This window comes from Burkholderia pyrrocinia, from assembly GCF_003330765.1.
Lineage (GTDB): Bacteria > Pseudomonadota > Gammaproteobacteria > Burkholderiales > Burkholderiaceae > Burkholderia > Burkholderia pyrrocinia_B.
On record NZ_CP024902.1, the window covers coordinates 1,605,865 to 1,632,012 of the forward strand.

21 protein-coding genes, 1 tRNA gene and 4 pseudogenes are annotated in these 26,148 nt (G+C 60.2%); 16 read left to right on the plus strand and 10 right to left on the minus strand.

Annotated elements, in window-relative coordinates; translation table 11 throughout:
- Positions 1–99 precede the first annotated feature (99 nt).
- The 4 genes from pheS to CUJ89_RS07710 all read left to right on the plus strand — a co-directional run bounded on the left by pheS (position 100) and on the right by CUJ89_RS07710 (position 4,576).
- Positions 100–1,113: a phenylalanine--tRNA ligase subunit alpha gene (gene pheS, locus CUJ89_RS07695; RefSeq protein ID WP_047900506.1), complete on the plus strand. Its 1,014-nt coding sequence runs from the start codon at positions 100–102 to the stop codon at positions 1,111–1,113.
- 96 nt (positions 1,114–1,209) lie between these two features.
- Positions 1,210–3,639: a phenylalanine--tRNA ligase subunit beta gene (gene pheT, locus CUJ89_RS07700; RefSeq protein WP_114176815.1), complete on the plus strand. Its 2,430-nt coding sequence runs from the start codon at positions 1,210–1,212 to the stop codon at positions 3,637–3,639.
- Between the two features lie 73 nt (positions 3,640–3,712).
- Positions 3,713–4,099: an integration host factor subunit alpha gene (locus tag CUJ89_RS07705; protein WP_046545481.1), complete on the plus strand. Its 387-nt coding sequence runs from the start codon at positions 3,713–3,715 to the stop codon at positions 4,097–4,099.
- Between the two features lie 63 nt (positions 4,100–4,162).
- Positions 4,163–4,576 (plus strand): MerR family transcriptional regulator, encoded by a 414-nt coding sequence (locus tag CUJ89_RS07710; RefSeq protein ID WP_114176816.1) that lies wholly within the window; start codon positions 4,163–4,165, stop codon positions 4,574–4,576.
- A gap of 80 nt (positions 4,577–4,656) precedes the next feature.
- Here the strand turns inward: CUJ89_RS07710 and CUJ89_RS07715 are convergent, their stop codons facing one another.
- The gene (locus CUJ89_RS07715) at positions 4,657–6,867 is read right to left on the minus strand and encodes a hypothetical protein (protein ID WP_114178531.1); all 2,211 of its coding nucleotides are present in this window, start codon (positions 6,865–6,867) and stop codon (positions 4,657–4,659) included.
- A gap of 349 nt (positions 6,868–7,216) precedes the next feature.
- The gene (locus CUJ89_RS07725; RefSeq protein ID WP_114176817.1) at positions 7,217–8,095 is read right to left on the minus strand and encodes a tyrosine-protein phosphatase; all 879 of its coding nucleotides are present in this window, start codon (positions 8,093–8,095) and stop codon (positions 7,217–7,219) included.
- A 333-nt stretch (positions 8,096–8,428) separates the two neighbouring features.
- Here CUJ89_RS07725 and CUJ89_RS07730 point away from each other — a divergent pair, with 333 nt between their 5' ends.
- Both CUJ89_RS07730 and CUJ89_RS07735 read left to right on the plus strand, forming a co-directional pair.
- Positions 8,429–9,142 (plus strand): class I SAM-dependent methyltransferase, encoded by a 714-nt coding sequence (locus tag CUJ89_RS07730; protein ID WP_114176818.1) that lies wholly within the window; start codon positions 8,429–8,431, stop codon positions 9,140–9,142.
- A gap of 159 nt (positions 9,143–9,301) precedes the next feature.
- Positions 9,302–9,378, plus strand: a tRNA-Pro gene (locus CUJ89_RS07735).
- A gap of 232 nt (positions 9,379–9,610) precedes the next feature.
- Here the strand turns inward: CUJ89_RS07735 and CUJ89_RS07740 are convergent.
- The gene (locus CUJ89_RS07740) at positions 9,611–10,096 is read right to left on the minus strand and encodes a hypothetical protein (RefSeq protein ID WP_114176819.1); all 486 of its coding nucleotides are present in this window, start codon (positions 10,094–10,096) and stop codon (positions 9,611–9,613) included.
- Between the two features lie 122 nt (positions 10,097–10,218).
- On the minus strand, positions 10,219–10,593 hold the full coding sequence (locus tag CUJ89_RS07745; RefSeq protein WP_114176820.1) for a hypothetical protein: 375 nt from the start codon (positions 10,591–10,593) through the stop codon (positions 10,219–10,221).
- A gap of 142 nt (positions 10,594–10,735) precedes the next feature.
- On the opposite strand from CUJ89_RS07745, the gene CUJ89_RS07750 reads away from it, so the two are divergent.
- The 4 genes from CUJ89_RS07750 to CUJ89_RS07765 all read left to right on the plus strand — a co-directional run bounded on the left by CUJ89_RS07750 (position 10,736) and on the right by CUJ89_RS07765 (position 14,120).
- Positions 10,736–11,071 carry a helix-turn-helix domain-containing protein gene (locus tag CUJ89_RS07750; protein WP_114176821.1) on the plus strand — a complete coding sequence of 112 codons (336 nt, stop codon included), beginning with the start codon at positions 10,736–10,738 and terminating at the stop codon, positions 11,069–11,071.
- 1,065 nt (positions 11,072–12,136) lie between these two features.
- Entirely contained in the window at positions 12,137–12,601 is a 465-nt protein-coding gene (locus tag CUJ89_RS07755; protein WP_114178532.1) for a hypothetical protein, read from the plus strand.
- Positions 12,602–12,610: 9 nt separating this feature from the next.
- Positions 12,611–13,318: a P-loop NTPase gene (locus CUJ89_RS07760; protein WP_114176822.1), complete on the plus strand. Its 708-nt coding sequence runs from the start codon at positions 12,611–12,613 to the stop codon at positions 13,316–13,318.
- A 94-nt stretch (positions 13,319–13,412) separates the two neighbouring features.
- On the plus strand, positions 13,413–14,120 hold the full coding sequence (locus tag CUJ89_RS07765) for a hypothetical protein (RefSeq protein ID WP_236654930.1): 708 nt from the start codon (positions 13,413–13,415) through the stop codon (positions 14,118–14,120).
- On the opposite strand, the pseudogene CUJ89_RS07770 reads toward CUJ89_RS07765, so the two are convergent.
- A pseudogene (locus CUJ89_RS07770) lies at positions 14,018–15,577 on the minus strand (chromosome partitioning protein ParB); the annotation flags it as partial. The gene CUJ89_RS07765 and the pseudogene CUJ89_RS07770 overlap by 103 nt on opposite strands.
- Positions 15,575–15,706: pseudogene (locus CUJ89_RS38490) on the minus strand (IS3 family transposase); the annotation flags it as partial. The pseudogenes CUJ89_RS07770 and CUJ89_RS38490, both read right to left, overlap by 3 nt.
- Before the next feature lie 32 nt (positions 15,707–15,738).
- Here CUJ89_RS38490 and CUJ89_RS07775 point away from each other — a divergent pair.
- Positions 15,739–16,125 (plus strand): annotated as a pseudogene (locus CUJ89_RS07775) (IS3 family transposase); the annotation flags it as partial.
- A 53-nt stretch (positions 16,126–16,178) separates the two neighbouring features.
- Here CUJ89_RS07775 and CUJ89_RS39045 read toward each other — a convergent pair.
- From CUJ89_RS39045 to CUJ89_RS07790, 3 genes and pseudogenes are all read right to left on the minus strand, one after another.
- Positions 16,179–16,418, minus strand: coding sequence for an ATP-binding protein (locus CUJ89_RS39045; protein WP_415859038.1), 240 nt, complete (start codon positions 16,416–16,418; stop codon positions 16,179–16,181).
- Between the two features lie 122 nt (positions 16,419–16,540).
- Positions 16,541–16,795 (minus strand): annotated as a pseudogene (locus tag CUJ89_RS38220) (IS110 family transposase); the annotation flags it as partial.
- 117 nt (positions 16,796–16,912) lie between these two features.
- Positions 16,913–17,977, minus strand: coding sequence for a porin (locus CUJ89_RS07790; RefSeq protein ID WP_114176823.1), 1,065 nt, complete (start codon positions 17,975–17,977; stop codon positions 16,913–16,915).
- A 961-nt stretch (positions 17,978–18,938) separates the two neighbouring features.
- Between CUJ89_RS07790 and CUJ89_RS07795 the strand changes: the two genes are divergently transcribed.
- From CUJ89_RS07795 to CUJ89_RS07815, 5 genes are all read left to right on the plus strand, one after another.
- Positions 18,939–19,790 carry a sugar phosphate isomerase/epimerase family protein gene (locus CUJ89_RS07795; RefSeq protein ID WP_114176824.1) on the plus strand — a complete coding sequence of 284 codons (852 nt, stop codon included), beginning with the start codon at positions 18,939–18,941 and terminating at the stop codon, positions 19,788–19,790.
- A gap of 293 nt (positions 19,791–20,083) precedes the next feature.
- Positions 20,084–21,094: a sugar ABC transporter substrate-binding protein gene (locus CUJ89_RS07800; RefSeq protein ID WP_114176825.1), complete on the plus strand. Its 1,011-nt coding sequence runs from the start codon at positions 20,084–20,086 to the stop codon at positions 21,092–21,094.
- Between the two features lie 64 nt (positions 21,095–21,158).
- Positions 21,159–22,697, plus strand: coding sequence for a sugar ABC transporter ATP-binding protein (locus tag CUJ89_RS07805; RefSeq protein ID WP_114176826.1), 1,539 nt, complete (start codon positions 21,159–21,161; stop codon positions 22,695–22,697).
- 23 nt (positions 22,698–22,720) lie between these two features.
- Positions 22,721–23,734 carry an ABC transporter permease gene (locus CUJ89_RS07810; protein ID WP_114176827.1) on the plus strand — a complete coding sequence of 338 codons (1,014 nt, stop codon included), beginning with the start codon at positions 22,721–22,723 and terminating at the stop codon, positions 23,732–23,734.
- Between the two features lie 39 nt (positions 23,735–23,773).
- Positions 23,774–24,547: an SDR family NAD(P)-dependent oxidoreductase gene (locus tag CUJ89_RS07815; RefSeq protein ID WP_161556527.1), complete on the plus strand. Its 774-nt coding sequence runs from the start codon at positions 23,774–23,776 to the stop codon at positions 24,545–24,547.
- A 65-nt stretch (positions 24,548–24,612) separates the two neighbouring features.
- On the opposite strand, the gene CUJ89_RS07820 is transcribed toward CUJ89_RS07815, so the two are convergent.
- Positions 24,613–25,659 carry a hypothetical protein gene (locus CUJ89_RS07820; protein WP_114178533.1) on the minus strand — a complete coding sequence of 349 codons (1,047 nt, stop codon included), beginning with the start codon at positions 25,657–25,659 and terminating at the stop codon, positions 24,613–24,615.
- Between the last annotated feature and the right edge of the window lie 489 nt (positions 25,660–26,148).

Genomic DNA, 26,148 nt, shown 5'->3' on the forward strand with positions numbered 1-26,148 from the left:
TCCGGTCCCATGCAAAGCCAGAGAGCGTGGGGGCTGTTTTTTGTTTGGCCGGGCGATTTCGCTCGCCAAGACCGAATGACGTTGGAAATGATGGGATCTATGGATCTGGACCAGATTGTCGCCGACGCGCAGCAGTCCTTTGAACAGGCTGCCGACATCACCACGCTCGAAAACGAGAAGGCACGATTTCTCGGCAAGTCGGGTGCGCTGACCGAGTTGCTGAAGGGCCTCGGCAAGCTCGATCCCGAAGCACGCAAGACTGAAGGCGCACGCATCAACGTCGTGAAGCAGCAGGTTGAAGCCGCGCTGACCGCACGTCGCCAGGCACTGGCCGACGCGTTGTTGAATCAGCGCCTCGCCACCGAGGCGATCGACGTGACGTTGCCGGGCCGCGGCGCCGGTGCAGGCAGCCTGCACCCCGTGATGCGCACTTGGGAGCGCGTCGAACAGATTTTCGGCTCGATCGGCTTCGACGTGGCCGACGGCCCCGAAATCGAGACCGACTGGTACAACTTCACGTCGCTGAACAGCCCGGAGAACCATCCGGCGCGTTCGATGCAGGACACCTTCTACGTCGAAGGCAAGGACGCCGACGGCCGCCAGCTGCTGCTGCGCACGCACACGAGCCCGATGCAGGTGCGTTACGCGCGCATGAACCGTCCGCCGATCAAGGTGATCGCGCCGGGCCGCACGTATCGCGTGGACAGCGATGCGACCCACTCGCCGATGTTCAATCAGGTCGAGGGGCTGTGGATCGACGAAAACATCAGCTTCGCCGACCTCAAGGGCGTCTATACCGATTTCCTGAAGAAGTTCTTCGAGCGCGACGACATCCTCGTGCGCTTCCGTCCGTCGTATTTCCCGTTCACGGAACCGTCGGCCGAGATCGACATGATGTTCGAGCAAGGCAAGAACGCCGGCAAATGGCTCGAGATCTCCGGCTCGGGGCAGGTGCATCCGACCGTGATTCGCAACATGGGCCTCGATCCCGAGCGCTATATCGGCTTCGCGTTCGGCAGCGGCCTCGAGCGCCTGACGATGCTGCGCTACGGCGTCCAGGATCTCCGGCTGTTCTTCGAGAACGACCTGCGTTTCCTGCGCCAGTTCGCGTAACGCCGCTCGCCGCGCCGACCTGTGCCCGCGCACGCCCCGACGGACGATCCGACGGGGCCCGGGCGTCGATCTAACCTGTTTCGAACGTAGACATCCATGCAATTCCCTGAATCCTGGTTGAGAACCTTTGTCGACCCGCAGCTGACGACCGACGAACTGTCGCACGCGCTGACGATGGCGGGGCTCGAAGTCGAATCGCTGAGCAAGGCTGCGCCGCCGACGTCGAAGATCGTCGTCGGCCGCGTGCTCGAAGTCGTCAAGCATCCGGATGCGGACAAGCTCAATGTCTGCCAGGTCGACGCCGGCACCGGCGCGACGCTGAATATCGTCTGCGGCGCGCCGAACGTGGCGCCCGGCATCAAGGTGCCGGTCGCGCTGGTCGGTGCGGAACTGCCGCCGGCAGAAGAGGGCGGCAAGCCGTTCGCGATCAAGCTGTCGAAGCTGCGCGGCGTGGAGAGCCAGGGGATGCTGTGCTCGGCGCGCGAGTTGAAGCTGTCCGAGGATCACAGCGGCCTGCTGGTCCTGCCGGAAGACACGCCGGTTGGCCAGGACATCCGCGAAACGCTCAATCTCGACGACACGATCTTCGAAATCAAGCTGACACCGAACAAGGCCGACTGCCTGTCCGTATTCGGCATCGCGCGCGAGACGGCAGCGATCACCGGTGCACCGTTGACGCCGGTCGACATCCGCCCGGTGCGCGTCGAGCTCGACGAGACGCTGCCGGTGCGCATTGCCGCCCCCGATCTGTGCGGCCGCTTCTCGGGTCGCGTGATCCGCGGCGTGAACGCGCATGCGAAGACCCCGCAGTGGATGGTCGAGCGCCTCGAGCGTTCGGGCCAGCGCAGCGTGTCGGCGCTCGTCGACATCTCGAACTACGTGATGTTCGAGCTTGGCCGCCCGTCGCACGTGTTCGATCTCGACAAGATCCACGGCGGTATCGACGTGCGCTGGGGCAAGCGCGGCGAAACGCTGAAGCTGCTCAATGGCAACACGGTCGAACTCGACGAGACGGTCGGCGTGATTTCGGACGACCGCCAGGTCGAAAGCCTGGCCGGCATCATGGGCGGCGACAGCACGGCCGTCACGCTCGACACGACCAACATCTATCTGGAAGCCGCGTTCTGGTGGCCGGACAGCATCCGCGGCCGCGCGCGCCAATACAACTTCTCGACCGATGCAGCCCATCGTTTCGAGCGCGGCGTCGATTACGCGACGACCGTCGAGCACGTCGAGCGCATTACGCAACTGATTCTCGAGATCTGCGGCGGCAAGGCCGGCCCGGTCGACGATCAATCCGTGAACCTGCCGCAGCGCGCGCCGGTGAAGATGCGCGTGTCGCGCGCGAACCGCATCATCGGCGTGAAGATCGGCGCCGACGAGATCGCGAGCATCTTCACGCGCCTCGGCCTGCCGTTCGAGCGTGAAGACGACGCGTTCCTCGTCACGCCGCCGTCGCACCGCTTCGACATCGAGATCGAGGAAGACCTGATCGAGGAAGTGGCGCGCATCTACGGCTTCGAGAAGATCCCGGCGCGTCCGCCGGTCGCGACGAGCGAAATGCGTGCGACCAACGAGACACGGCGCTCGATCCACGACATTCGTCACGCGCTCGCCGCGCGCGACTATGCGGAAACCGTCAACTTCAGCTTCGTCGATGCGGAGTGGGAGCACGATTTCGCCGGCAACGACAACCCGATCCGGCTGCTGAACCCGATCGCCAGCCAGCTTTCGGTGATGCGCACGTCGCTGTTCGGCAGCCTGATCGCCGTGCTGCGCCACAACCTGAACCGCCGCGCCGATCGCGTGCGCGTGTTCGAGTCGGGCCGCGTGTTCCTCGCCGATCCATCGGTGAAGGCCGGCGAGCTGGCGGTCGAAGGTCATGCGCAGCCGAAGCGCGTCGGCGCGCTCGCCTACGGTCCGGCACTCGACGAGCAGTGGGGCGCGGCGACCCGCGCGGTCGATTTCTTCGACGTGAAGGGCGATCTCGAGGCGCTGCTCGCGCCCGCGGCCGCGCGCTTCGTGAAGGCAGAGCATCCGGCCCTCCATCCGGGCCGCAGCGCGCGCATCGAGGTCGATGGCCGTGCGGTCGGCTGGATCGGCGAGCTGCACCCGCGCCTGATGCAGAAGTACGAGCTGCCGCACGCGCCGGTGATGTTCGAGATCGATGCGGACGCGCTGATTGCGCGTGCGCTGCCCGCGCCGACCGACGTGTCGAAATTCCCGCCGGTACGTCGTGATATCGCCGTTGTCGTCGATCAGGCGGTCGAGGTTCAGGCACTTTTTGACGAAATGAAGAAGGCGCTTGCCGAAGAGGCCTGCCGATTCGTTCAGAAGGTTGTACTCTTCGACGAATTTCGTGCAAAATCAAATACTTCCGGTGGTCTTGCCGCGCACGAGAAGAGCCTTGCCTTCCGCGTGACGCTGCAGGACGCGGCTGGCACGCTACAGGACGAGGTCGTCGATCAGGCGATCCAGACGCTGGTCGAGCGGATGGCTCGTGCTGGTGCGCGTCTGCGCGGCTAAGGAGAGGGTCCGCCCGTTCGCGGGCGGCTTTTTCCCCATCGTAAGTTTTGATTCAACGCGCTGTATGGCAGATATGAACGACATGACCTCGAGTGAATTCGAAGCCCTCCTGACGGCGCAACGCAGCGCCATGAACCGCGACGCTTCCGCGCCGGCGTCCACCGAGACGCCCACGCTGACGAAGGCGGAACTGGCGGAGCTGCTGTTCGACAGCGTCGGGCTGAACAAGCGTGAAGCGAAGGACATGGTCGAGGCGTTTTTCGAAGTGATCCGCGACGCGCTCGAAAACGGCGAAAGCGTCAAGCTGTCGGGGTTCGGCAATTTTCAGCTGCGCGACAAGCCGCAACGTCCGGGTCGCAATCCGAAGACGGGCGAGGCGATTCCGATCGCGGCCCGCCGGGTGGTAACCTTCCACGCGAGCCAGAAGCTGAAGGCGCTGGTCGAAAACGGCACGGAGTAACGCCCCCGCGCGCCGACCTCCCTGCGCGGCTGCCACGCACCCCTTAACGACGGTTAACCGACGATGACCACTACGGTTGAGAAAGTCGTCTTGCCTCCGATTCCCGCGAAGCGCTACTTCACGATCGGCGAAGTCAGCGAACTGTGCGGGGTCAAGCCGCATGTGCTGCGTTATTGGGAACAGGAATTCACTCAGTTGCGGCCGGTGAAGCGGCGCGGCAATCGTCGGTATTACCAGCATCACGAAGTGCTGCTGATCCGGCGGATTCGCGAGTTGCTGTACGAGCAGGGGTTCACGATCAACGGCGCCCGCAACCGGCTCGATTCGCCGGGCGGCGAGCGGGCCGCGGCGGCACCCGTCGAGCAGGAGGTGCAGGGCGCCGACGCGCGCGTGCCGGGCAAGCCGGGCGCTACCGTCGACGTCATTGCGTTACGGCAGGCGTTGGTCGACGTGATCGACGGACTGAAGCACGACTGAGCGCGGAGCGCGAACGATGAAATGAAAAGCCCGGTTGGCACAGCGCCACCGGGCTTTTTCACGCGTGTCGTGCACGCGTATCAACGCAACGCGAGCGGATTCTTCTGCCCCATGTCGACGACCAGCGTACCGTCCGGCAGCATCCGCACCGAGCCCTGCGCGACCTGGCTGCGGTAGCCGTACAGGTCGAAACGCATCGGGCCGGCCTCGGCCGAATTCCGGATCAGCGCGCGCACGTTCAGTTCGAGCACGTTGAACATTTTCATGTCGCCGCTTTCCATCCACATGTAGCTCGGCGCATCGATCTGCGGCCGTTTCGGCGCGGGCGCGCCTGCCGCGCGCCGGAACGTGAGGCGCAGCCCGTCGCGCTCGACCGTTGCCTGCCCGAGCTTGCCGTTCAGCACGGGCGGCGGGAACACGGTGTACTGGTCGAGCACGAGCGTGTCGCCGCGCAGTTCCGCGCCGCGACGCTGCAGCGGCGTCAACGAAGCGAGTTCGATGCCGAGCGAGCGCAGCAGCTTTGCCTGCGGAATGCCCAGCACCGACACCTGGGACGGCTTGAACGCGAGGTGCCGGTCGTCGAGCACGGACAGCGAACCCTTCATGTCGGTCGGCAGCCAGACGCCCGGCACGTGATTCCACAGCTTGATGCCGCCCTGGACGCGCAGGTTCTGGCCGTCCGCGCTCAGTTGCAGGTCGTTCAGCGAGCGCGGCGAGTAGTCGAGCAGGTAGTTGTTGAAGAGCGCGGACATCGCCTTCCACGACTCGACGACCGTGCCGCCAAGAATGCGGATGTCGTACTGGTTCGGATTGTCGAGATCGACAGGCTCGCCGGGTCGCTTCGACACGAGTTCCACGTCGAGATCCTCGACATGAAAGCCGATATCGCCGGACAGGTTGAAGTCGACGTTGTGCAGATGGATCGTCGGGTTGCGGTTCGATACGTGCCGTTCGTTGAACGGCGTGGTCGACGAGCGTCGCATCGCGACCTTCTGCATGCCGGGTCGCGCGGTGTCCGCCGCGAGCGCGTAGGCTTCCCAGTGCTGGCGCACGTCGCGCAGCGCATTCTGCTGCGCGGCGAGGAAGCTGTCGTTCAGGCGCGCGGCCGCGTTGCCGAGCGGCGCACCGCTGGCCGGGCCCGTGTACGAAGGCATCCGGATTGCCATCGCACCGCTTTCGTCGAAATTGAAATAGCCGGCCGACACCTGGTCGCGATAGTGATACAGATCGAACACGAAATTCTGGTCGCGCTTCGCCGGATCTACCGGGCCGATCAGGATGTCCGCGTTCATTGGCATCGAGCGCATGAACTTCACGTCGCCGCCGCGAATGAACATCGCCTGCTGCGGTGCGTTCGCAGGCATCGCGAAGCCCGCATGCGTGCCGTCGTCGAGCGTCAGGTCGAGGCCAGCCGGCGTCACGCGCAGTGCGGTAATCGTGAGCTTCAGGCGCGGCGGCGGCATCAGCTTGTCGACCGACATCACGAGATCGTCGCCGGCGAGCCGCGCGATCGGCGTCTGGACCTTCAGCAGGTCGGCCATCTTCACGTTGGCTGCGCGCATCACGGGCTGCGCGTTGATGCCCGATACGCGCACGCCGGTCGGGTGGAACACGAGCTGGCTGCCGTCGCGGATCGCGAGCGTGCCGGTCAGCGAGAACGGTACCCAGCCGTCGCGCTGCATTTCGCCTTGCAGGTGAATCACGCCGTCGCCTGCCGACACGGCGAGCTTGCGCAGCGGCGCGTTACGGTAGCCGAAGATGTAGGTGTCGAAGAGGGCGGTCAGCTTCGCGTTGTCGAGCGTGACCGTGCCTCCATGCACGTCGATCTCGAAGCTCGTCGGATCGTCGAACACGATCGGCGCGCCGGCCTGCGTCGGCACGAGCGTGGCCGACAACTGATGGATGAAGAAGCCGAGGTTGTTGACGATGCGGAAATCGACGTCGCGCAGAAACGTCATCGCACCGTTCTGGCCCGAGTCGCGCAGCGTGAACGGGCGCGGCTGCGTGAGGTTGATCGATGCGAGCGAAGGCACGGTGCGCGCGATCTGCTGCTCGCGGGCGAGGCGTTCGGCTTTTGTGCGTTCGATCTTCGTCGACGCGGACGACGGGTTGCCGTCGCGCTGCGCGGCCGGTTCCGCACAGCCGGCGCAGAGCAGCGCGAGCGCAAGCGCGCCGCAGCCGAACACGCGGGATGTCGTATGCGAGACCGGGGCGGCCGCGCGTCGCAGGCTGGAAATCCAGTCGAAAATTGCCAAAGGCGAGCGATGGCCGCGCCGGACCGCATTCCGCATCGTCTGTCTCCATGTCTTGTCGTGATCGACGGCGGTGCGCGCCAACGCACGGCGCAAGCGTCGATGCCGTGCAGTGTGTCATAGCGTGCTAGAGCGGCGTTACCAAACAACGGGCGCTCGGGCGCGGCGAGCCGGCGGGCGGCGGGACAATGGATTCGGGGTAGCCGGGCGACCGGATCAAACGGTCGTTTGGTTTGTGCGGGCCGTCGTGCCGGCGTCCTTTGCGGCGACGGGGCAAACCTGCCGCCAGCCTTGGTTGGCGCGGGTTTCACCGGATTCACGATGCGGCGGCCGGTGCGATCGAAGCCGGCGTACGATCCGGCCCCGTCGTGGCCGCCGGCGGGGCCGATCAGGCCAGCATGCGCTGCCGGATTGCGTTCAGCGTTGCCTGGTCGAGTTGCAGGCCGTTGTCGATGTACGACGTCATCGAGCCGTACGACGCCGTGACCTGATCGAATGCCGCCTGCAGATAGTCGACGTGCGCTCCTTGCAGCGCAGTCATCATGTCTGCCGCATTTTGCCCGCCGGCTTTTTGAGCCTGGGCGACAGAGGCGGCGATTTCGGATGCGCTATAGACGTTGGTCAGCAAGTAGTCGGCGAGCATCGTTTGCTGAGAGATGCCGAGGATCGTGTGCAGAATGGCGGTCGCCCAGCCGGTGCGATCCTTGCCGGCCGTGCAGTGGAAAACCAGGTTTTCGCCAGTGTCGGCGAAGCCGGTGAATAGCGCGTGATAGCTTGCATGCGCTGTGTCCGACGTTACGAACGCCCGGTACATGCTCAGCATGAAGGCCGTCGCGGTTGCGCCGGTAGTCGGAATCGGGTCGATACTGGCGGCCCCGAGCACGTTGAGGTTTTGCCAGGTGGCGCCGGCCAGCGGCACGTCCGGTTGCGTCTTGATCTCGGCGGGCGTGCGCAGGTCGCAGACCTGCTTGATGCCGAGCGTGCCGACGGTGGCGACGTCGACGGCGGACAACGCGAGTGCGGATGACCGATAGATCAGGCCTTTCCTCATCGTCGCGCCGCTGGTCGTCACGTAGCCGGTTCCGGCCGGCCCGGCCGTGTCGCGAAAGTTCGACGCCGAACCCAGCCGCGGTGTCGTGACCGGTGCGACTGAAATCGAGTCGCCTCCGCATGCCGACAGAAGCGACGTGCTCCCCAGTGCCACACCTATCGTTCCGGCGCTCAGCCGGAGAAAATGTCGACGGGAAATTTCGTTTTTCTGATGCATTCAATGCCCTTTGTCGGAGACGGTTGCAAGAAGTCGCGACCGCGGTGGTGACCAAAGCCGCCTGCTGTCTCTCGCGCGACGCGGCAAAGCCGGGGCGGCCCGGATCGATCGGCATGCAGTCGGACGGTTCGCCGTGCGCGTCAATCTCGCGCCGGGTAACCGCACGGTATCGATTTGCGACGAAGCGGCCATCGTCCTTTTCGATTAGGGATGAATGCGGGTTGCCGGTGCGGGTCGTGCATCGTTGAGGGTGCGATCGGCGGCGGCGGCGAGGTAAGATCGGCATCAGTGGCTGTATCGATCGAAACACGGTAGCCATCACGGGGAAGCGTCATGGATCTGAAGGAAGTCGACGTATTGGGTGCGGGTGTGGGCGATCACTGGTACTACGCGTCGAAGGCGAGCGCGATCCGTCGGTTCCTGGGCGCGTCGGGCGCGAACCGGATACTCGACGTCGGTGCGGGCTCCGGCTTCTTCTCGAAGCATTTGCTCGAGCGCACGCAGGCGACGGAAGCATGGTGTGTCGATACGAGCTACGACGACGATACCGACGGCGAGGCGGCCGGCAAGCCCATCCATTTTCGGCGGTCGGTTGAACGATTCGACGCCGATCTCGTTTTGCTGATGGACGTGCTTGAGCATGTCGACGACGATGTCGGGCTGCTGGCGCAGTATGTGGCGGGAGCGCCTCCGGGCAGCCGGTTCCTGATCACGGTCCCCGCGTTCCAGTTCCTGTGGAGCGGCCATGACGATTTTCTCGAGCACAAGCGCAGATACACGCTCGGCGGTCTCGAGGAGGTGGTTCGTCGTGCGGGGCTCGATGTCGAGCACGGCGCCTATTACTTCGGCCTCACGTTTCCGCTCGCGGCGGCGTTGCGACTGGGCGAGCGGGCGCGTCGGCATCCGCCCGAGCCGGCGTCGCAATTGCGCCGGCACCATCCGCTCGTCAACGGCTTGCTCAAGATGATCTGTCGCGTCGAGTTGCCGATGTTCCGGTTCAACCGTGTCGCCGGCCTTACGGTCATCTGCGTTGCGCGCAAGCGGTGAACGCGATGCGCAGGCCGTGTGGTTGGAGCGCGGGTCGCGCCGGCATGTGCGCCGCCACCTGTATCGGTGCCGTCACGCCAAAAAATTTCACAAGAACATTCACAAAATGCATGCGACCCGTTCTAAACCGACAAACTGTCTGTTATAATTTTTTTCTTTCGGGGCGTAGCGCAGCCTGGTAGCGTACCTGCATGGGGTGCAGGTGGTCGGAGGTTCAAATCCTCTCGCCCCGACCAGGAAAATCAAGGACTTACGGTGAAAGCCGTAAGTCCTTTTCCATTTTGGGCGGATTTTGCCCCCACATTTGCCCCCACACGTTGAGTGGCTCTCGCAGGAACGGCACGGAACTTCCACCGAGCGTGGCGGCGTCCGATCGGTATTCCGGTTGTAGCGACTTCGCCCCGACCCCGCACAACTTGCACAGCACGGCTGACGTCGCCGCGCCGCTGGCGTAAAGCTGGTCACAAGTCACTCCTGCCTTTCTGTCTCAATTGAAAGACGACCGATCGGGTTGCCACGTTTATTGTGATCGCCGTCGGCTGTCGCATCTAAATGGACCCAGAAAATGAAATCGAAGCCCCGTTCCTCAAGGCGCTCGAACTGCTCCTCAGCTGCGGCAAGCTTCAGCAGGCATTGAGCTTGCCAATCCAACCCGACCACGAACCATTTCCACGCATTGTTCCATCCGCGCCACAGGATGGCGCCGGCGCTGCAATGGTCGTGTGCAAACTTCTGGATCCGTCGGTCGATCACTTTCGCATCGTCACGCGAAACGGATCCAGATAGGCGGATCGCGACTGTGTTCGCCGCATCGTCACGCGCGAGATAAACATCCGCAATGCCGCTCAAGTGCCGACGAACGCTTTCGAGATGCTCGAGCTCCATATCTGCATCCACTGGCATCGCGCCGCACAATACATATTCGCCCTTGTCTAGGGTGTCTTCGATCTCCATGATCGTCACTCCGCTGATGTTTCGCCGGACAGGTCAAGCGACTGACTGGATGCTCCGGCGTGGGACAGGCGGCCAGCGACCATGCGACGGCGTGCTGCCGTGCTTGGCGTTCAGGGCAAAAGTCAGGAGTCGCGATGCATCATCGGCGCGTAACGTGCCGGTCTGCGGGTCCAGATGATTGAATCTCGGGACAGATCGATATGGCGTTCAAGGCCGAGCGGCAAGAATGAAACGTCGCCAGCCCAGTTCCTTGTGAAAATTGCAGCGGCGCTCGCTCGTTTCTGCGCAAAGTCTGCAAGTACCTTCTCGACCGCAAGCCATTCGTTGGGCAACAGGGCGCCAGTGATGCAGACGACTAGACAGTGCGCCACGGCGTCGGTGGCAAAATAAACGTCAACATCGACGTGTTCAGTCAACCTGTTGGCTAGGTTTTCGGCGTGTGCATGGCGAAAGTGGGCATGCACCGGTAGCGCACCACGGAGTATGTAGTTGGCCATGGTTTCCTCCGGACCGATTTGCCGCTCGCGTGAGTAGGCACAGTGGTGCCCCGCTCGACAGCGTGCGGTAACATCGAGAAGTCAAATGGTATGACCAGATTAGTACCCGTTTGTACCATTGTCAACGAACAAAACATGACAAATGGACGATTTTCCGACACGCCTTAAGCAGGAGCGCAAGCGCATGCGTTTGACCCAGCCCGAATTTGCAGAACTGGGTGGGGTTCATAAGCAGGCGCAGTTTCATTACGAGAGAGGGACGCGCCGACCGAATTCCGACTACCTCGTCGGACTGGCATCTGCCGGCGTGGACGTGTACTACCTGCTTACCGGGCAGGTAGCGACGCTTGCATCGACTGTTGAGGAACAGCAGGTATTGATTCGATACAGGGCCCTTGACGCAGATCAGCGCAGTGCGATGCTGGCGCTTATGGACACCATGGGTAGCCCCAACGCCCCGCGCGAAACAGAACGGTGATTGGTAGGGCGGCGAAGAAGTAGGCACGTTCGCGGACCCTACGATTTGACGATCGCGACCGATAGAAGAAGTCGAGACGTCGCGTAAGACCAAAGCCGCTTCGGCTAGAGGAAGTCCCCTCAACGGCCCCGACGGGAACGACCACCCGCGTTCCTCGATGCAGTCAGTCTCCCCGGCCGCGCAGTCCTACGATTGTGTCGGCCTCGCTGAGGTATAGACGCCGTCGGTGGTGGCATTTCCCGCGATGGCCCGGAACCGATGTACTTCCTCGTGTATGCCGCTCACCATTGACGCATGTTGTCCGGAGAGTGATGCCCGTCTTTGTCGAGTCGAGGCGGCGCCGGGCAGCAAGCCAACTTCAACAGGTCGCGAAGTGGTTTCCGAATGCTCCAACTCTTAATGTGGGAAGTCGGAGATGTGCAGGGCGCCCAAAACCGGCGCAAGCCTATCCTGCAGTTCCTTGTCTTCGTGTCTTTATTCTTGCTGTTCGTCAATTGCGGAGCGTAGCGAGCGGTAGTCGTGCAGAAAGATGGAACCATAGCCGCAAAAAGACGAGTTCATACGCGCAGAAAAAACGAATCTCTCGCACAACAAGGCGAACTGAAGGCAGCGGAAAAACAGTGAGCGACGCGAGTAGCGTCATGACAATCCGTCGACCACATGACGTAGGAAAAATCACCGCAGAGAAAGACGTCAGCGATCGAGGTTAGTCTCACGTGGCGCAAGAAAAGCATCTGGTCGAGTACGTCAGCTTGTCGGTGCGAGCGCAAACAGAACAAGTCGGCATCCAAGCGGAAGTGCAGAAGAGGGTGCCGGTCGCGTACATCGCCGAGGACCGGTGACGCATCGCGATCACGATCGTGAGCGTCTGTCGTCAAAGGCAATTCGTTAGCAATGCTGAATCCGTGTTGCATGTGCGCGACGACGTAAAAATAATTTCCGATGCCGCGCCATTCCGACCTGTTCTCGTGCATGCCGATGCCCACGATTAGGCTTGTTTTTGGGCATTGACGGTCCTCATTCCCATCAGCAAGATGGCATGAAGGCAGTGCGTTGAGGCGGATCATGCCGGTCGTGAAGCGCTTTACTCAGGCTCAATGGGACGCCGCAGCGCGCCGTCTCGACGCGCTGCCGGACAAGCCCGCACACAAGCATCACGTCACGGTGCGCGATGCGGTGCAGTCGATGCAGCCGCAGATCAGTGGCGCGCAACAAAAGGGCTACACGCTCGACGAGATCGTTCATCAACTGGCGGAAGAGGGTGTCGACATCAGCGCCAGTACCTTGCGTTACGCGATGCAACGCACTGCGAAAGACCGCAGGGGTGAACCTGTAGCAAAGACCAGCCCGACGACTCGGGCGACTGCATTACCTCGCACCAGGAAGTCCAAGAAAACGAGACCGTCGCGCGCGGATCACACAGAAAATCGAGGTGGGCAGGATGGGGGAAGAGTGGCGACCAAACCGGGGACCATGGTGATTCAGGACGCGTTCTCGTTCGAGATCGCGCCGGACACCGAGAACCTGTAGAGGACGCATATGGCGACGACTTACCCGATCTATCTGGTCGGTGGCAGCAAGGGCGGCGTGGGCAAGAGCTTGGTCTCGCTCGCGCTGGCCGACCACTTGCAGCGTCGTGATTGCCCCGTCGCGTTGGTGGAAACCGATACGTCCAATCCCGATGTGATGAAAGCGGTGCAGGACGAGATGCCGTGCATTGCCTACAGCCTGGACGAGGCCGAGGGCTGGATCGGCCTGGTCAATTTTTGCGACGAGCGTCGGGATGCTGCCGTCGTTGTGAATACGGCGGCGCGCAGCCAAATGGGCGTCGCCCGCTTTGGCGCGACACTGGCCAGTACGCTCGGCGAACTGCGGCGTGAGCTCGTCGTGCTGTGGGTGATCAACCGGCAGCGCGACAGTCTGGAACTGTTGCGTGCGTTCAGTCCGACATTTCCCGACGCGATGATCCATGTGGTGAGAAACGGCTATTTCGGTGCACCGGACAAGTTCACGCTGTATCAGGCGTCGCAGCTTCGCAAAACGATCGAAGCCCGAGGACACACACTCGACTTCCCGGATCTGGCGGATCGCGTCGCCGACGAACTGCGTAGCCAGCGGATGTCGATCCGCGTGGCGTCGGAAACCATGCACATCGGCGAACGGGCGGAGCTGCTGCGCTGGCGATCGCTGTGCGACGCGATGTTCTCGACGATGGTCGGCCTCGCTGGGACCGATGATGAGCCGTAGGCGGCCAGTCGATCCGCTCGTCGGCCTGTTTCAAGAGGTGTCCGGCGAGGTGCCGGATGAGACGAGTTTGGCCCGTATGCGCCGGGTATCAAGTGTGTTGAACCTGCAAGACAACGACGCGCTCTGGTCGATCATCGCGGTACTGGAATACTACGCGCGCCTGTATGAGGCGATGCCGGAGCGTATCCGGTGGGCGAGCGAGGGCAGTCTGGAAGCGGCGCGGCGAGAGGTCGGTGGCGCCACCGACGCGCTGTTGCAGCAACATCGCGACGCGCTCGAGCGGTGCAAGGCGACGATCACGTTGGCGGAAAACCTGATACAGGAACATGAGGCGCGGTACCGGGAAGCGTTGGCCACGCTTAATGGGACAGCACTGACGGCCCTCAGCGCACGATTGGCCAGTGAGGTCACGCGCTCGGCGGGCAATCGGCTGATCGGCGCGGCGGCGATTTCGGGGCGTGAGCAACGCGCGCGGCTGGATGAGGCGATTGACTCGTTCGAACAATCGATCGACACGGCAGCGGCGCGGGTGGACGCGATGGCAGCGGCGACGGAGCGACGTCTTGCACGCTCGATGCGGCGTCTATGGCTGGCGGGCGTAGCCATCCTCTGCCTGATGCTGCTGGTGGCAGGCGGTTGGGTGGACGGGTGGCTGGGGCGCCACCCGTCGGACACGAACTGTCAGGCGGTGCAGTCGGGTTACGCGACGTCCGGGTCAGTTCGCGCTGCCGTTACCGACTCAGTGGTCGGAAAGGGCCACGGCGGTCGTTCGGCTGTTTCGGTGGACGGCTCGATATCGTGAGCCGCGTGATTGATGCGCTTGTCGTCATTTTCCGCATCCTCATCGTCATCAACTTCCTCGGTGCCGTCGCTATCCTCGTCTCCGTCCTCGCGGAGCGCCCATGAAGGGGTTGCGGGAAGCTCGCGATCGGTGAGGATATTCGGGAGCCACGCCACTTTCGCGAGGCGCAGTTCTGCGGCGGCCGCAGCGTCACCTTTTTTCATCTTGGCGATGTCGGCAGCCACCTTGGGAGACCCCGCGTCGGACACGACTTCCATGATGCGTGCCTTGCTGACATGATCGAAGTACGCGGCGCGGGTCGGTGTCCAATATCGCGTCATGTCGAGGTTCAGCGCGTCGGCGAGCGCGTTGATTGCATGCGGCGTGTCTGACGTCGCGATACCGTCGAGCAGGGTACCCGTACAGAATGCGAGTAGGTCGAGCAGGGTCGTATGCGCATCCTGTCTGAGCAACCACGGTAGCAGCTCGGCCGGGTTCGCCGGCAACTCGCCGATCCAGCGCGTGCGCTGTGTCTCAATGGCGTTCCACGCCGGGCTGACAGGCAAGTCGTCTGCCGAGTTCAGCAGGCGGTCGTGATTGTTATCGCCCGACAGTGCCAGATAGCGCGGCGCGGAGACGTGGCCATAGTGCTCGGGCAGCGCCTGCGGAATCAGGTGGCGCAATAGCGCCGCGAGCGCGACGGCAGGCTGCGCGACCAATTCAGCTTGGACGGCGGCGGTGCGGTGCGCGGTCAGCCGCTGGCAGAGCGTTGCGCTATGGATAGGCTTGACCTTGGCCTGAGCGTCCGCCGTGTCCGGTGCATCCGCTTCAGGTGTGCCGATCACAGTCGCACCTGCTGCGTCGAGTGCCGCGCAGTTCTCGCGACGGACGAGGCCCCGCTCGATGACTAGTTGGCCCTGCGGGCCGACAATCACGAACGCACCTGCCTCGGCCATCTGTGATGCGTCCCACACGATGGCGCGGCTTTCGAGCGCACGGATCGCGCTTTCCACGTTTCCGATTTCAGCATCGAGGCGTTCGGCTTCGTCGTAGGCGCTCTCGTCGTTCTCCGGCAGCGCTTCGAGCTGGTCGATCAGTTCGTTGCGCTGCGCAGTGAGGGCGTTGATTTCATGCTGCTCGTCGTGGGTATACGGACGCTGACCGGGGCGCAGCCTGCCGTAACGGTTCAGCTCCAGCACGTCGCGATCCACGCGCGTTTCAGTCCAGCCCCAACCTTCGGCGCGCACCGTTTCGGCGGCAGCATCGAATTTCTGCGCGGCCAGACGCTGCAGCAGGTCGGCATCGGCAATATAGCCCGCGTGCTCGTCGTCGGAGAAGAGATCGCGACGCACGTAGTAGCCACCTGCTGCCTCGTAGGCGGCGAGGCCGGCGAAGCGCACGAGGCGGTTGCGGCTCGCATCGATCTCGGCGTGAGTGATCGCCTGCCGCAGATAGTGCGGCTGACGTTGCCACTCGTTGTCGACCGTGATGGATGCGGATAAGCCTCGCATCTCCTTGAGCCGCTCGAGCACTTGCTGCCCCCGTAGGACCGGCAGCGAAGTATCGACCTCGATGGCCAAGCGCTCGCGCGTGTAGTCGTCGACCAGGTGTCAGCGTCGGATAGATGCTCCCCACTTGGGGATACCCGACGAAGAATTCTCTCAAGGCGCAGTGTAACGAATTCGAGAAGAGTGGCGATCTGCGGAGGGAGTATGTTCGCGTAAAGCCGAAGTACTCAGAAGAACAGAAGAACGTAGCACTCGAGCATTACGTCAACCACGAGCGCTGCTTCGCCTTCACCCTCAGGACATTGAGCTATACCTGTCGCCAGATACTGTCGGAGTGGGTTCGCGATCGCTATCAGGAAACCAGGAAATGCGAGGTTGGCAAGGCCGGCCGACCAGCTGCTTCATTGGTGTCCAAGCAGCCTGCGGTGTACGAACTGTGCACACGGGAAGCAAGCCCACAGGCGGTGGCGCGAAAGCTGGACATCGACAGGGTGACGCTGTACAACTGGAAGTGTCAACCTCGGACGTAATTTCCCCAGAGAAGTGTCGAAATAAAATTTCCCCACCCTGTTTAGACGGTGATCAGCCGGCGATGTGATCGGGCTGGCTCCTTCGCGGGCGGCCCGGACGCCGGCGAACTGGTTCGGCTGGCACGGGATTCAGGGCGGGCGGACGGACGGTTACGCAGATGATCCGGCAGTAGATCGACGTGCTCACGCAGTCGGTTGGACGTGCCCTCGATGTGCACGACGATCGCATGGTGCAGCAGCCGTTCGAGCAGTGCCGCGGCGACTACCCTGTCGCTGAACACTTCAAGCCCCGACGCCGAGTTCGTGAATACCCATGTTAGATGCGGCTATCGAGACCGTGACCGAGGACGATGAGAAGCCGATCGTACATTCCGATCGGGGTGGCCACCACCGTTGGCCTGGCTACGCCTTCGGCGTGGGCGACGGCTATAGGAGGCGCATCGATCGTCGAGAGCTGATCGACGACGAACCGCAATCGACCGTGTGTCTTGCGTTCGGCGAGGGGGAATCCCAACTTGACCTCGCCGTTGGGCAGTACCTTGTTGTACAGATGCTTGCCGTTCCGATCGAGCGCAGCGGCGTTATGCCGTCCATGATCGACGTCGACGCCAATGAAGACATCGACGGCGTCGTGTTGTTGGAATTCTTGCGTCGCGGTTTATGCAGAGTGACCGCATCGCAATATGTAAGTGTGCGGCGCTCGAATCGGAAACTGTCAGAGCCGCGCTCGCGGTGTTTATTTGCTGGCGAAGCGCGTCCCATTAACACCCTGCCGTTAAAACATGTGCATCATCCCGAGATACCCGCCTTGCTGATTGTGTCCAACCAGCGGTAGCGAATCCGCTGTTTCAACAGGGAAGTTCGAGTTGGCGCCGTTGAACATTGTGCCGAATGTCGCATACAAGAACGTGCGTTTGGAGAGGTTGTATGTTGCGCCCACAACCCCGAGGTTCCCGCTGCCTCCTCCATGGTTGGCGTGACCGTGATACCACCCTGCCATGAGTGCTAGTGCGGGGTTGACCTGATACGATGCGCCAAACCATTCTTGCTCGTTCCTGGTTGACGCGGTGGGGTTGTCAGCGCGCGCAACCGTATCGCTGCCCGAAGATACCAGTGCCTGATATCCCGCGTAGAACTTTAGAGCGTCAAACTGATACGTTCCGCCGATCATGTACTCGCGCGACGAAACATAGGGATCTGAAAACTTGCCATTAGCGTCACGAATTTCCTCATAGAGACCATAAGCGTTAAATCCGCCCAAGGAGTACGTTGCGCTGCCACTCAGTTGGCGACCGCCACGGAAGTTCCCGGCCGTGTTCCCGAACCCATTTTGTAGCCGGAAAGAAAAGCCGGCCCACTTCGGCGAGTTATAGGTAATGGTGTTGGATCGGGAGCCCCACGCTCGGCCTTTCGCGAAATTTGCGATACCTGTTACCTGCTGTCCCAAAGGATCGAGGTAAAATGCAGTCTCGTCAGTCAGGCTCATGACCTGACCCGCCCAAACGCTTCCCCAGTCGTCTTTGCTAAGACCGACATATGCGAAGCGATTGAACAAGCTTTGGCCAACCTGCCCAGTGCCCGCGGTAAATGCGCTTTCCAGCCTGAATTGTGCATGTAGGCCGCCACCGAGATCTTCGGTGCCCATCAGCCCCCACCAACTAATGCCGAACTGGTTGCTGCCGAAACGATAGGCGTTTGATGACTGACCGTTAGACCCAGCGACGTTGTTGACAAAGTCAAACCCCGACGCAATTCGCCCATACATGGTGAGGGAGCTCTGAGCATGTGCGGCGCCGACGCCGGCCGCCAGAAACGCCGTAATGATAATTGCCTTTTTCATTGTGTCTCCAAAGAATGACTTCTATTATTTATTCTGAGTTAGCAGGGTATATTGCTGGCATTGGTAATTCGTGTTAAATGTGATCCTCCAGGTTCGCGTTATAGGAATTGGTGGCTTAACTGCCAATGTTTCGTCAGACTTTAGGATTGTGGAACCTTGGTAGCACCACGAACCGGACGAGATGTCCGCTACTATTACGTGGATGTTGTCACTAATAAATATGGAAAAAGTCGACGCTGAGTAGACTTAAAATCTACAATATTGACTTGCGCGCTGTTTGAGAAAGGAGGCGCCGGTTCTGTCTCGCTATGAATCCTCGTCGGAAGGCGTACAGGCTAAATTGTTCCGGTAGGCGGAAATAAGTTTTCGTTCTGTTGCATTTTTCTTTTTCGCGCCCCCTCTTATCTTGCTTTCTCAAGAACACGGAGCCCGTTCGTCAATCGTGGGCTTAGGAGACAGCAGCGTGAATTCCCACCAAATTAGTGATCGTTGCCTCGCTCTCGTGCGCGCTGCCGTCGGCGCCTGTCGAGGCGTCGGCTGTTCGGATCGTGTATCGAGATACTCGATGGCGTCCCCGTGACGAGCGGTTGGCGTAAGGCTCGTAGCGCTCGGAAAGCCGAAGTTGCTAGGGGTTACTGGCGCTTCGATGCGAATCGTCAATGCGTCACTCAGACTGGGACAGAGTGCCTACTACAGTGCGCATGACGGCCACCGATTCTTGCGCTCGCCTCGGACAGAGCGTGATTTGGAGCGAGCGTTACCGGTGGTGGAGGCAGCGGACCCATTAGGGGCAGATCTGCTTTCTTCTTGCTCGACGCGAAGGCCTCGGCAGGTGCCGGTGTTACTTCGCGGGTCCTCGTAATTCAAGAATGGCGAGGCAGTCACTACCTTAGTGTTACTAGTGTCTTCGAACGCTCATGGCGTTTTAAGACTCTCATCATCGAAATAAGGAGGTTTGCAAATGTCCACCCAGGTCAACTTCGTCGCCAGCTATTGGACGGTCTCCGGGACGGTCTATCCGCTGGCGACCACTGAAGTCAGCCCCTTCACCTTCGAGGAGCGTGTTGAAACGGCCGCACGGGCAGGATTCAAAGGAATGGGCTTTGTCCACCAAGATCTTGTTGCGGTGCGTGATCGACTCGGCTACGCAAGCATGAAGCGGATCCTTGATGCGAACGGTATTGAAGACATTGAAGTTGAAATTCTGACGGACTGGTTTGCCGACGGTGATCGCAAGGCGCAATCGGACCTTGAGCGAGCTGACCTTCTTGAGGCTGGTGAAGCGTTGGGTGCCCGTGCGTTGAAAGTCTCCGGGGACCACCAAGGAAAACAATGGCCGCACGAGGTTTTGGTGAAAACATTCAGCGATCTCTGCGCAGATGCGGGACACGCTGGGATGAGGGTTGGCATCGAAATCATGCCGTGGTCGAATTTCAACAGCGTGAATGGGACGATGGAAGTTGTTCGGGACGCCGGTGCCAAGAATGGTGGTTTGTTCGTCGACATTTGGCATATCGAACGAGGTCCGTCGACAATGGCGGATATCGCCCGTCTTACGGCTAACGACATTGTTTCCGTGGAAATCAATGACGCTGCGACAGAAATGGTAGGCGACGTATGGAATGACACGCTCCATCATCGCCTCTTGCCTGGCGAAGGTTCGTTCGCGGTCCGCGAATTCATTGATGCGGTTCGGTCGACCGGTTACGTTGGACCGTGGGGGGTGGAGATTCTCTCGACTTCGTGGCGTGAGAAGCCGTTGGCGGAGGCCGCGGAAGCCGCAATTGCTGCCGGCCGGAAGTTCCTGGCGTAATTTTCACGCGCAGCGGGCCACCTGCTCATCTGATCGGCCGCGTCACTCTCATTGCGGAAAATACACGTGAAAGAGTCGACGCGGCGTGCTCTGCAGCAATTTCTGCGCGTCGGGTCAGGATTCTTCCGCCCATCGGAAAGGTGATTTTGCACACAAGCATTTTTTTCGCGATGGTGGTGCGCTACTTTTGGTATTGACGCGAGACATCCTTAAATCGGACGTTGGTTTGAGGATTTAAAAATTCTTGGGCCTCGCGAAATAGAATTAATTAACAAATTAATGGAGACACGAGCATGAGCACAAAATTTTTGAAGTTTGTTGGTGTGATCTTCGCTTCCGGCGCTGCACTTGCCAACCCTCCCGCTTCCGCAGCCGAAACTCCCAAGGTCGGCTACTCCGCTGGATTTTTGACTGATCCGTTCCAATCGGTTCTCGTCCAAGGAATCCTCGAGCAGTCAAAAGGCACTGGTCTCGGCGTCCTTCCTGCAGCAAATGCAAACGGGGACGCCGCCAAACAGATCACCGATGTGCGCAATCTCGTGACGGCCGGAGCGAATCTTCTCATCGTCAACCCGACCGACAGTCGCGCCATTGTTCCTGCTCTCAACTTTGCGCAAGAAAAGAACGTTCCGGTGATCGCGGTGGATGCCGCGCCGGCCGGCGGGAAGGTCTACATGATCGTCCGCGCAGACAACATCAAGATGGGACAGCAAGCATGCGAGGCCATGGGGCAGGCGCTCAATGGTAAAGGCAAGGTGCTCTCGCTGATGGGCGATCAGGCAACGACGAACGGACGCGATAGAACGGTAGGCTTCGATGACTGTATGAAAAAGAACTACCCAAATGTGAAAGTTATCGAGCAGCCTACCAACTGGAAGCCCGAGAAAGCTGCGTCCATCGCGCAAACGGTTCTGACATCGAACCCGGATCTCAACGGCATCTATCTGCAAAGCGACTCCGTTATGCTTGAGGGTGTCCTGAGTGTCTTGAAGAGCGCGGGCAAGCTGGTTCCGAAGGGCGTCCCGAAGCATATTGCATTGGTGACTATCGACGGTACGCAAACCGCACTGAAAAATATTCGGCAGAAATATGTCGACGTCGCAATTTCCCAGCCGCTAAATCTTTATATCCGTCACGCAGTCTATTTTGCGCATCAAGCGCTCAATGCGCCCGATGGCGATCATGCTGAAATCAAGGCGAATGTGGTTGCCTTGGGCAGTAACAAAATGGACTTGATTCCAGCGACGGTCGTTGACGAAAAGAATGTCAACGATGCTTCCTTGTGGGGAAACTCGAAGAAATAGGTTAACGTAGTGGCACAGGAAGATCTATTTGAGAGAGATCCGCCAAGCAATAGGAGACACCGAAGTGAACGCAACTGCCGTTGCCGACAATCATCGTGAGGGCGCAGCCGATCGTCCTGCTCTCGCCGTATCCACGCACAGCCTTTGCAAGAGCTTTGGTTCTGTTCGTGTCCTTAAGGACGTCTCGCTGCAAGTCCCGACCGGTGACTCGCGCGCACTTGTAGGTCGAAATGGTGCGGGCAAATCAACGCTCGTCGCGATGTTGACCGGGTTGTTTGAGCCCACATCTGGAACCGTCGAGTTTGGCGGACGTCCGGCGCCGGCTCTTAACAACCGAAATGCGTGGCGTGAAACAATTGCATGTGTCTACCAGCGTTGGACGATAATTCCCACGCTCTCAGTAGGCGAGAATCTGCTGCTTAACCGGCAAAATCCCAATGGTGGCGCATGGATAAATTGGCGGCGATCGTTCGATTACGCTGCGGACGTGCTGCGTAGTTGGGGGCTCGACGTAAATCCCAACACGCCCGCCTGGCGTCTGAGTGTTGAGCAACGCCAGATCGTCGAGATTGGCCGCGCGCTGCTGCAGGGAAGTCGATTGCTTGTGCTGGACGAGCCGACCGCCGAACTTGAGCGGCGTGAGGTGTCCCGTTTGTTCGATCGAATCAAAGCCCTGCAGGAATCTGGCATCACATTTATGTATATCTCGCACCATCTCGAAGAGATCTACGAGATATGCCAGAGCGTGAGTGTCATGCGTGATGGCGAGCTCGTGGCGGACAGCCTGCTTGAGGATATGCCAAAAGCGAGTCTCGTGGAGGCTATGGTTGGAGCATCTGGGACCGCCCTGAGAAGATCTTCGTCACCGCCGCCGAGCGACGCCGTTCCGGTCACCGCAACAATCGAAGCGCTGTCGCTGAAAGACAAGCTTGATGGTGTGTCCTTCACCATTCGGCAGGGAGAGTGTCTGGGAGTTGCTGGTCTCGCCGGTTCGGGGAAAGATGAACTTGGAGAGGTGATTGCCGGACTGCGAACGCCCGATGCTGGAGTGATCCGTCTTGACGGGAAACAAGTTCCCATGGGGGACCCAGTGGGTGCCCGCAAGTGCGGAGTTGGCTTTGTCCCCCGAGATCGACACGAGGCGGGTCTACTACCTCAGCTGTCGATCGCGGAGAACATTACCGTTTCGATAAACGACACCTTTGGCTGGGGTGGGTTCATCAGTCCTCGCAGGCAAGCAGAGTCCGCTCGTCAGCTGATGGATTCGCTCGGTGTCGTTGCGTCGTCACAAAGTCAACCAATTGGTGAACTGAGTGGTGGGAACCAACAGAAAGGCATGGTTGGGCGCGCTCTTGCGCCGAAACCTAAATTGCTGGTGCTGGCATCTCCTACCCAGGGCGTCGATATTGCATCGAAGGAGGCACTTTTCTCGATTGTGGAGAGAGCTAGAGCACAAGGAACATCAGTTCTGGTCATTTCTGACGATCTTGACGAGCTGGCTGTTTGCAGCCGCGTCCACGTCTTATTTCGAGGGCGCCTGACCCATACGTTTGATGCCGGGTACGACGAGCACAAGCTCGTGGCGGCGATCGAGGGACTGTAGTTCGAAATTTTGAGGGTACCACCATGGCACACACTTCTTTACGTACTATTCCGACCGGTATGACGGGCAAAGTCAACATCATCGGCTCTCTTCGTGAATTGGTTCTGGTCCCCGTGATCATCATATCGATGATCGTCGGAACATTCCTGAATCCGGCGTTTTTGACAACCGACAATCTGCTAAATATCTTGCAGCAGTCGTCGGAGCTGTCCATCCTGGTTCTGGCGCAGACGCTCATTCTTATTGCCGGAAAATTCGATCTGTCTCTCGAGTCGATCGTCGGGTTCGCGCCTATGGTGGCGGGCTGGTTGATGGCCACCGACGCCTCGAACGGCGGGCTTGGTCTCGGCCTGAGCGGGGGGCTGGGAATCGCGATTGCCTTCGCAATCGGTGCTGCAATTGGTTTCTTCAACAGCATGTTGATCGTGAAGCTCCGCCTGAATGCTTTCATCGCTACGCTCGCAATGCTGATCTTGCTTCGTGGCGCAACAGTTGGCATTACTAACGGAAGGACGCTCTTCGATCTTCCCTCCAGCTTCACCTATCTCGGGTCTGCAAAATGGCTCTCGGTTCCTGCATCAATCTGGGTGGCTGGACTGCTCTTTGCCGCGTTCGCAGTTCTGCTTCGTTATCACCGGCTGGGCCGATCGATCTACGCGATCGGAGGAAATGCAGAAGCAGCGCGTGTCGCCGGTATTCGTGTTGAGCAGATTACCATTTTGATCTATGTCGTCGCAGGGATCCTGGCCGCACTCTCGGGAATCATGCTGACGGGGCGAATCTCGTCGATCGTTGCGAGCCAAGGCCAGAACATGATTTTCTATGTTTTTGCAGCGGCTGTTATCGGGGGTATCAGCCTCAACGGTGGCCAGGGAAGCCTCGTCGGTGCGCTGACCGGAGTTCTGTTGCTGGGCATCTTGCAGAACATCCTGACGCTCTCGCAAGTTGCCGCGTTCTGGATCGACGCTGCTTACGGCGCAATCATTCTCGTGGCACTCGTCATCGCCCGCCTTAGCGGCGAGAAGCCGAGATCTTGACTTCTTGAGTGGTTAATCAAAAATTTATCGGAGAGTAAAGTGACACTGATTGAGAAGCTTTCACTAAAGGGAAAAGTTGCGCTTGTCACGGGCGGTGCAGGTGGAATCGGACAGGCTATCGCGAAGGAACTGCTGGCGCTTGGCGCAACGGTCGTTCTTTCCGACCGAGTTGCAGCCGCGGCCGAAGCAACTCGGGATCTTGAAGCCGAGCCCTCGAAGTTGGATTTCGTTTCATTTGACGTTGCCGACAGCCAGGCAGTTGCGAAGGGGGTTGGCGAAATTGTCGCGAAGCATGGTCGCTTGGACATCCTGGTTGCGAATGCAGGCGTCTCCTACGATGAAACCACACTGGAGCATACAGACGAGAGTTGGCGTAGGGTGATGGGGGTGAACCTGGACGGCGTGTTTTTCTGCATACGTGAAGCAGGGCGTGCAATGGCGAAGGCAGGCGGGGGTTCCATTGTTGCAATCTCGTCTATCTGCGGAGTGACAGCGGTTCGGCCGGAGGTTCACATCGGCTACGATGTGTCAAAGGCCGGTGTTGCCCATATGTGCAGAAATCTGGCGGTCGAGTGGGCGAAGCGAAATATCCGAGTCAACGCAGTCAGTCCAGCCTATGCCGAGACGGCAATGCTGCAAGCGGTTGGGGAAGAGAATCCTGCGGTTATGAAGCAATGGCTCGAGGATATGCCAATCGGACGCCTTATGAAGCCGGGCGAGGTTGCATCGGCTGTTGCATTCCTCGCTTCGGACGCGGCTAGCGGGATTTCCGGGCACAATCTCTTGGTCGACGGCGCCTATTCCGTTTCCTGACCGCAGACTGAGGCTGCAGACGTTTTCGGTGCACTGCGCGTCAGCGCCGTGCGCCGAACGTTCCCTTATCGAGCGGCCTGCTTCTTGTAGATGTGTGCGATTCGATGGAAGACCTCCTTTGGTTCCCATGGAGGCATTTGCTTGGATTTGAGATGATCGTCAGGATAGGTCTTGACCAATGAGAAACTCATCATGTCGAGGTCTCGTGCTCCCTCGCCATGCCGATATGTCGGGAACGAGAAAACATAGATGAACACTCCGTCGACACCGGCATCGTTCAGCAATTCGAGTTGCTCCTCGACGTAATCGGCCTGTTCTCGCTCGCTTCGCGTCGGCACGATACCATCCGTGAAAATCCCCGTCCCGTCGGGGTTCGTTCCCTGCAGACGCATGAAGCCGCCGGCTCCTAGCTTGCCCGCTCCGTCATAGGCGCAGGAGCCTACCTCCATGACAACCAGCGGCTTGCTGAAGCGATAGCGATCCAGGGCTTCGGTGTATTGTTCCGCCGCTTCGCCGTTGCGGTAATGATCAATGCCGACGATATCGAGCGGACTCCAGTCCACCGCCTCCCACATGCCAGCTGAGTAAGTGACCGGGCCTTTGAAAGTCTTGCGCACTCCGTCGACGATCTGCCCGAGCGCCTCGTTGAACATTGCTGCCTTGGCTCGCAGTAGCAGGTCATCACCCGATTTGACTGCCGCTTCGAGCCCTATCATGCCATGCACGCGTTCGATTACGGTCGACCCTTCAAGGATACCGTCATTGAATAAGGACATTTCGCAGCCGGCGACAAAAACGATGTTGGTGCCTTCACTCCTCAACTGTTCTGCGGCGCGCGCGGCGTGCGCGAAATAGGCGGGCAACTCAGCGATCGGCACGTTCATCTTCCACGGGTTGAAGAACACAGCAAGACCGGCCGCATGCGCGATACGCGATGCTGTTACTAGACGTTCGATTTCCTCCCCTTCGATGCGAATCGCGTTGGCATGCAGTCTGGTGGCGATGGTATTGATGTCATAGGCGACGAGTTTCGGATCGAAATGCTCGACGGAGTAGGGGTTGTCGGCCGTGAACCTCAAGCCCACGTCGTAGACGACGCCGCGATATTTCATATTGTCGATTCCTTTCATTGATGAAAATATGGGTAGGACTGGAAGCGAGGCTGACGCACCAGTGGCTACAGTCATTTTGAGTAGTGTTCTACGCTTCACAGGATCCTACTCATCACCGCTATTGCAATGGATCACCCAACGTTGTCATGGTTCCGCTGACTCCGAGCCGGTTGCCGCGAAGCAGATGTATTGCCGGTCAACGCACGACGTCAGGCTTGACCGGCTCTCTGTCAGCCGCGATTGATTGTTTGCCGGACGCCACGTAGGCTGTGGCGAGCCATGACGAATCAGTGTGAGGGCCTTCCGGCGGGTACACCTTGGCCATTCTTCGATTTGCTTCGCAGCATCTCGAAAAAGTGCGCACCGGTGCGCAATCGGAACGGGGCGCACTGACACTCTTCATCGCCACTGTGCTGATGGGTAGTCGGTGAGCGGATTGTTTTGGACGAGGGGAGGTCTGCGCTGAGAACAAGACGGAGCGGCCGCAGT